At 61.0% G+C, this 6,542-nt stretch carries 5 protein-coding genes, 1 tRNA gene and 1 pseudogene; 3 read left to right on the forward strand and 4 right to left on the reverse strand.

Annotation, left to right across the window (positions count from 1 at the left end; genetic code table 11):
- Positions 1 to 154: 154 nt before the first annotated feature.
- Together JX325_RS11500 and JX325_RS11505 are read right to left on the reverse strand one after the other, a co-directional pair.
- Positions 155 to 245: transfer RNA gene (locus tag JX325_RS11500), tRNA-Ser, on the reverse strand.
- Between the two features lie 72 nt (positions 246 to 317).
- Positions 318 to 1,430 (reverse strand): class I SAM-dependent RNA methyltransferase, encoded by a 1,113-nt coding sequence (locus JX325_RS11505; protein WP_204791260.1) that lies wholly within the window; start codon positions 1,428 to 1,430, stop codon positions 318 to 320.
- Between the two features lie 181 nt (positions 1,431 to 1,611).
- Here JX325_RS11505 and JX325_RS11510 point away from each other — a divergent pair, with 181 nt between their 5' ends.
- Both JX325_RS11510 and JX325_RS11515 read left to right on the forward strand, forming a co-directional pair.
- Positions 1,612 to 2,082 (forward strand): NfeD family protein, encoded by a 471-nt coding sequence (locus JX325_RS11510; protein ID WP_243414059.1) that lies wholly within the window; start codon positions 1,612 to 1,614, stop codon positions 2,080 to 2,082.
- Positions 2,082 to 3,017: pseudogene (locus JX325_RS11515) on the forward strand (SPFH domain-containing protein). The gene JX325_RS11510 and the pseudogene JX325_RS11515 overlap by 1 nt, the downstream one beginning before the upstream one ends.
- Before the next feature lie 64 nt (positions 3,018 to 3,081).
- Here JX325_RS11515 and JX325_RS11520 read toward each other — a convergent pair.
- Complete coding sequence (locus JX325_RS11520; protein WP_204791261.1) at positions 3,082 to 3,270, reverse strand: hypothetical protein; 189 nt, start codon at positions 3,268 to 3,270, stop codon at positions 3,082 to 3,084.
- A gap of 131 nt (positions 3,271 to 3,401) precedes the next feature.
- On the opposite strand from JX325_RS11520, the gene JX325_RS11525 reads away from it, so the two are divergent.
- Positions 3,402 to 3,590 (forward strand): hypothetical protein, encoded by a 189-nt coding sequence (locus tag JX325_RS11525; protein WP_204791262.1) that lies wholly within the window; start codon positions 3,402 to 3,404, stop codon positions 3,588 to 3,590.
- A gap of 375 nt (positions 3,591 to 3,965) precedes the next feature.
- On the opposite strand, the gene leuS is transcribed toward JX325_RS11525, so the two are convergent.
- Positions 3,966 to 6,392: a leucine--tRNA ligase gene (gene leuS / locus JX325_RS11530; protein WP_204791263.1), complete on the reverse strand. Its 2,427-nt coding sequence runs from the start codon at positions 6,390 to 6,392 to the stop codon at positions 3,966 to 3,968.
- Positions 6,393 to 6,542 lie beyond the last annotated feature (150 nt).

Below are 6,542 nucleotides of genomic sequence, written 5' to 3' on the forward strand. Positions count from 1 at the left end.
CTCGTCCCCCGTCCCTCGTCCTTCGTCCCCCGCAAAAAAATCACCCGCGAACCCAGCAAAGCGGTTCGCGGGTGAAGGCGAAGGAATTCCCCGTCCGGCGGAGCTTTCCGCCCCTTCGGGGCGGGAAGCGCAGCGGTAAGGGGAATTCCTGAGCTGGCGCAGCGGGTGGGATTCGAACCCACGGTACCCTTGCGGGTACACCTGATTTCGAGTCAGGGCCGTTATAACCACTTCGATACCGCTGCATAAACCTTTCCTATTATGCCACACTTTCTCCGCCGTTGCAAGGGGGGACGGGAANATTCCCGCCCCCTTTTTCAGCGCCCATAGAAAAACGCGTCGCATTTCAGCATCCCGTTGTAGAGCTTGCGCTTCTTGTCCGCCGGGCGGCCGAAGCACCGCTCGAACTCCGTGTGGGAGCTCAGCACAATCACCCGCCACTTGGGCGGCAGGTCCTCCAGCGCCTTGCCAAAGGCCCGGTACAGCGCCTCCGCCTCCTCCTTTTCCAGCAGCCGCTCGCCATAGGGCGGGTTCGTCACCAGCTGCCCGTACTCGCCGCCGCGGCGGAATTTCCCCGCGTCCGCCTCCTCGAAGCGCACGCAGTCCTCCACCCCCGCCAGGGCCGCGTTGTGCCGGGCCAGCTCCACCGCCGCCGGGTCGATGTCCCCGCCCCAGATGTCGTAGTGCCCGTGAAACTCCTTGTCCTGCGCCTCCTCCGCCGCGTCCATCCACAGCTTGGGGTCCATGGACTTCCACTTCTGGGCGGCAAAGCGCCGGTCCAGGCCCGGGGCCCGGTTCCTGGCGATGAGCGCCGCCTCGATGGGGATGGTGCCCGAGCCGCAGAAGGGGTCGCAGAAGGGGTCCTTCCCCCGGTAGCGGGAGAGGGTCACCAGCGCCGCCGCCAGAGTCTCCCGCAGGGGCGCGCCCATATTCCGGGCCCGGTAGCCCCGTTTGTAGAGCCCCTCGCCGGAGGTGTCCAGGTACAGGGAGGCCCGGTCCTTGATGATGGCGAATTGAATCTGATAGCGGCTTCCCGTCTCCGGCAGGGTCTCGCAGCCGTAGGCGTTCCCCAGCCGCCGGGCGGCGGCCTTTTTCACAATGGCCTGGCAGGCGGGGACGGAGTGNAGGGCGGAATTCAGAGAGTAGCNCNTCACGGGGANTTCCCCCTCCCGGGGGATGAAGTCCTCCCAGGGCAGGGCCAGGACCCCCTGGAACAGGGCCTCAAAGTCCGGGGCCNGGAAAGGTTCCCCNAGCTCCNNCAGCACCCGGGCCCCGCAGCGCAGGCCGATGTTCAGCCGGGGGATGTCCGCCAGGGTCCCCTCGCAGTGGACCCGGCCGTTTTCCGCCCGGACGCCGGCCAGGCCCAGGCGCTTGATCTCGTCGGCCACCAGGGCCTCTAAGCCCAGGAGGCAGGGGATGGTTAAGGTCACAGGGAGTCCCTCCTTTTCGATTCTGCCGTCGTAGTATACCNGGAGTTTCCGCCCTTTTCAACNGCNGCCGGGAGGGGGTCAGGCCCCCTTTGTGAATTGTTACTGAATTGAAACACTTTTTCTATAGCGGATATGCTATACTGAATAAGAAAGCTGAGGCCGATTGGAAAGGAGGCATTCTATGAGCATGTTTATCTGGCTCTGGCTGGGGGCCATCGTTCTCTTCGGCGTGGCCGAGGTGGTCACGGAGAGCATGATCTCCATCTGGTTCGTGGCCGGGTCCCTGGCGGCGCTTTTCACCTGCATGTCCGGCTGGGCCCTGGGCGGGCTCTCCCCGGAGGCGACCCAGGTGCTGGTGTTCGCCGTGGTGTCCGCCCTGGCGCTGGTGATTACCCGGCCCCTGGTCCGGCGCTTTATGACCAGGCCCCGTATCCCCACCAACTCCGACCGGGTGGTGGGCATGACGGCCAAGGTCACGGAGCCCGTGGACAACGACCGGGCCTCCGGCGCCGTCTACGTGGACGGCAAAACCTGGACCGCCCGCAGCGCCGACGGCGCCGTCATCCCCGCCGGGACCCAGGTGAAGGTACAGAAGATCGAGGGCGTCAAGCTCCTGGTCCAATATTCAGAGAAAGTGGAGGTAAGAACATAATGTGGTGGATTCCTGTTTCCGTTGTCATTGTCCTGCTGGTCATTTTGATCATTTCCAACGTCCATATCGTCCAGCAGTCCCGGGCCTATGTGGTGGAGTGGCTGGGCCAGTTCCACGCCGTGTGGAACCAGGGCCCGCATGTGAAGGTGCCCTTCGTCATGCGGGTGGTCAAGAAGGTGTCCTTGAAGGAGCAGGTGGCGGACTTCCCGCCCCAGCCCGTCATTACCAAGGACAACGTCACCATGCAGATTGACACGGTGATCTATTTCCAAATCACGGACCCCAAGCTCTATACCTACGGCGTGGAGCACCCCATGAACGCCATTGAAAACCTGACCGCCACAACCCTGCGGAACNTCATNGGCGACATGNACCTGGAGNAGTCCCTCACCTGCCGGGACGTGATCAACTCCCGGATGCGGGCCATCCTGGACGAGGCCACGGACCCCTGGGGCATCAAGGTCAACCGGGTGGAGCTGAAGAACATCATTCCCCCCAAGGACATCCAAAGCGCCATGGAAAAGCAGATGAAGGCCGAGCGGGAGCGCCGGGAATCCGTCCTCCAGGCCCAGNGCCAGAAGGAGTCCCAGGTGCTGGTCGCCCAGGGCGAGAAGGAAGCCGCCGTCCTCCGGGCCACGNCGGCCAAGGAAGCGGCGATTCTCCAGGCCGAGGGCGAAAAACAGGCCCGCATCATGGCCGCCGAGGCGGAGGCCGAGGCCATCACCCGGGTCCAGACCGCCCTGGCGGAGTCCCTGCGGCTTTTGAACGACGCCGCCCCCAACGACCAGGTGGTGAAGCTGAAAGCCCTGGAGGCCATGCAGAAGGTGGCCGNCGNCNANGNGACGNAAATNATNATTCCCAGCGAGCTCCAGGGCCTGGCGGGTCTTGCCGCCAGNGCCAAGGCGGTGTTTGAGTCCGNGGAACCGAAGAAGTGACCCCCTGATTTGCCGCTAATAGAGAGGGCCCCGTCCGATGGACGGGGCCCTCTTCTTTGCCGCCTTATTCCTTGGCGCCTTTCTCCTCTTGGGCGGCGTCTCCGCCGTCCTGGGACATGTAAATTTCCTCCGTGTGGAATTGGGCTTCCTTGAGGTATTCCTTTGCCGCGCCAATGTTCAGCTTATCCAGTTCCCCCAGCGCGTCGGATACGGCGTTGAATAAGACGGAATACATTTTTTGATAGTGTGACATAGCGGCCTCCTCTGCGGTTATATTTTGGTTGTTTAGGTTATATTATACAACCATTTCGCCCATCATACCATAAAGCGGTTGTAAAGTAAATATATAACACAACCATTGTATAATTGTTTTGAGNTTACGCTATGAGAAAAGACGGAACAAAAGGTTACACCATCCGCATTGACGAGCAATTACTGCACAAGCTTCATGTGATTTCCGCCTATGAGGGGCGCTCCGCCAACAGCCAGGTTCTGATTTTAATCCGGGATGCCGTAGAGGCCTATGAGGCCAAGCATGGCAGGATTGAGCTGGAAGGGAAAAAGAACCCTTGACTTTCCCCGCTTTGCGGGGTACAATGATCGTGACCAAAAAGTGAGAATAAACTCCGATGTTCACCAAAGCGAAGCGCCCGGAAGCTGCAACTTCCGGGCGCTCCATTTTAGGCTGCCGCTGTCATTTCTTCCCATCCAGCCATTTGCNNACGAGATAACCAATCACGTTTGCCGTGAGGGAAGCAGCCAAAGTGAGAATAAATTCCATGGATGTACACCTCCNCCCAACTGCGGAGGGCCGACAGCAGCTTGATTATAACACATTCTTCGGCAAAAAGCGACAGGACGGCCGGAAAATTCAGGAGGATGCGTTTCCTGTCATCCGGTTAAAAAAGGCCCCTTCCCCCTTAAAGGGGAAGGGGCCTTCTCGCCGCTTTACTGGGGCTTCACAATCAAATTCACCAGCCTATTTTTCACAAAGATGGTCTTGACCACCTGCATCCCCGCCGTGGCCTTCTGCACCTTCTCCACCGTCAGGGCGGCTTCTACCACCGCCGCCTCCTCGCTGTCCGTGGNCATGGTGACCGTCCCCTTCAGCTTCCCGTTCACCTGGACGGCGAAGTCCACCGTGGACGCCACGGTCTTTCGCTCGTCGTAGACGGGCCACTGGCTCTGGCAGCACATCTTCCCCGTCTCCGCCGCGAAGCCGAACCGCTCCCACAGCTCCTCGGTGATATGGGGGGCGAAGGGGCTCAGCAGCTGGAGCAGGGGCCGCATGTCCCCCTTGGTGACTCNGTTGGNCNTCAGTTCGTTGACCGCCGTCATCATGGCGGCAATGGCCGTGTTCATTTTCAGGCTGTCAATGTCCCCGGTGACCTTTTTGATGGTCCGGTGGAGAACCGCCTCGTTGGCGGGGGAGGGATTGGGGTCGTCCTTGGCGCTCTCCGCCAGGTTCCACACCCGGTCCAAAAAGCGCTTGGAGCCCTTCACCGCCTCGGTGGACCAGATGGCCGCCTGCTCGAAGTCGCCCACGAACATGATATACAGCCGCATGGTGTCCGCGCCGTACTGGGCCACGATGTCGTTGGGGTTCACCACGTTCCCCCGGGACTTGGACATTTTCTCACCGCCCTCGCCCAGAATCATGCCGTGGCTGGTCCGCTTGCCATAGGGCTCCTTGGTGGGCACCACGCCGATGTCATAGAGGAACTTGTGCCAGAAGCGGCTGTACAGCAGGTGGAGGGTGGTGTGCTCCATGCCGCCGTTGTACCAGTCCACGGGGGACCAGTAGTCCAGGGCCTCCTTGGAGGCCAGGGCCTTGTCGTTGTGGGGGTCCATATACCGGAGGAAATACCACGAGGAGCCCGCCCACTGGGGCATGGTGTCCGTCTCCCGCTGGGCGGGGCCGCCGCACTTCGGGCAGGTGGTATTCACCCAGTCCGTCATTTTCGCCAGGGGGCTTTCGCCGGTGTCGGTGACCTCATAGCTCTCCACCTCAGGAAGGAGCAGGGGCAGCTCCGACTCCGGCAGNGGGACCCAGCCGCACTTTTCGCAGTTCACCAGGGGGATGGGCTCGCCCCAATAGCGCTGGCGGCTGAACACCCAGTCCCGGAGCTTGAAGTTGGTCTTAGGCCGTCCGTAGCCCTCTTTCGTNACANGCTCCNNNATGGCGGGGATGGCCTCTTNTACCGTCATGCCATTGAGGAANCCGGAGTTTGCCATGACGCCCGTGTCGTCCTTGAGGACAAAGGCCTCTTTCGTAATGTCGCCNCCCCGGACCACCTCCACGATGGGCAGGCCGAAGGCCGTGGCGAAGTCCCAGTCCCGCTGGTCGTGGCCTGGCACGCCCATGACGATGCCGGTGCCGTAGCCCATNAGGACGTAGTCGGAGACAAAGAGGGGGACGCGNTTGCCGTTGGCGGGGTTCACGGCCTCGATACCCTGGAGGCGGACGCCAGTTTTCNCCTTGTTCAGTTCGCCCCGCTCAAAGTCGGATTTTCTCGCGGCCTCCGCCTGGTAGGCGGCTACCTCGTCCCAGTTTTGAATCTGGCCCTTCCACTGCTCCAGATGNNGGNGCTCCGGGGAAATGACCATGTAGGTCACGCCGAAGAGGGTGTCGCAGNGGGTGGTGTAGACCGTCAGCTTGTCGCCGTTGGTGGCGGTGAAGTCCACCTCCGTGCCCTCGGACCGGCCGATCCAGTTCCGCTGCTGGATTTTGACCCGGTTGATGAAGTCCACGTCCTCCAAATCGTCGATGAGGCGGTCGGCGTACTTGGTGATGGCCAGCATCCACTGGGATTTCTCCTTGCGGATAACCTCGCCGCCGCAGCGTTCGCAGACGCCCTCCACCACTNCCTCGTTGGCCAGGACGATTTTGCAGCTGGTGCACCAGTTCACGGGCATGGAGGCCTTATAGGCCAGGCCCTTCTTGAACATCTGGAGGAAGATCCACTGGGTCCACTTGTAGTAATCCGGGTCCGTGGTGTTGACCTCCCGGTCCCAGTCGAAGGAGTAGCCCAGCATCTGAAGCTGCTTGCGGAAGTTGGAGACGTTGTNGTGGGTGACCTTAGCGGGGTGGATGTGGTTTTTCACGGCGTAGTTTTCCGTGGGCAGGCCGAAGGCGTCGTAGCCGATGGGGAAGAGGACGTTGAAGCCCTGCATCCGCTTCTTCCGGCAGATGATGTCCATGGCGGTGAAGGGCCGGGCGTNGCCCACATGGAGGCCCTGGCCGGAGGGGTAGGGGAACTCGATGAGACCGAAGAATTTTTCCTTACTTCTGTCGCCGTTGACGGCGGTGAAGGGTTTTTCTTCCAGCCATTTGGCTTGCCATTTTTGTTCTATGGCGGTGAAATCGTATTTCATGTGTGATCTCCTTTTATTGATAATATGGCTATTATTGAACGCTTTTGCAAAGCGGGGGATTTTGCTCGCCCTTCGGGCGGGGGGGATTGGATACCAGCGATGGCTGGTTCATTGCACCCCCCATTTTCTCTTTTTCTTCCAGAAGAAAAA

Source organism: Oscillibacter sp. CU971, from assembly GCF_905219725.1.
Lineage (GTDB): Bacteria > Bacillota > Clostridia > Oscillospirales > Oscillospiraceae > Oscillibacter.

Excerpts from the sequence above, each read along its gene's own strand:
- JX325_RS11510 (WP_243414059.1), top strand. The coding sequence starts at position 1,612 with ATGAGCATGTTTATCTGGCTCTGGCTGGGGGCCATCGTTCTCTTCGGC.
- JX325_RS11525 (WP_204791262.1), top strand. The coding sequence starts at position 3,402 with ATGAGAAAAGACGGAACAAAAGGTTACACCATCCGCATTGACGAGCAA.
- JX325_RS11520 (WP_204791261.1), bottom strand. The coding sequence starts at position 3,270 with ATGTCACACTATCAAAAAATGTATTCCGTCTTATTCAACGCCGTATCC.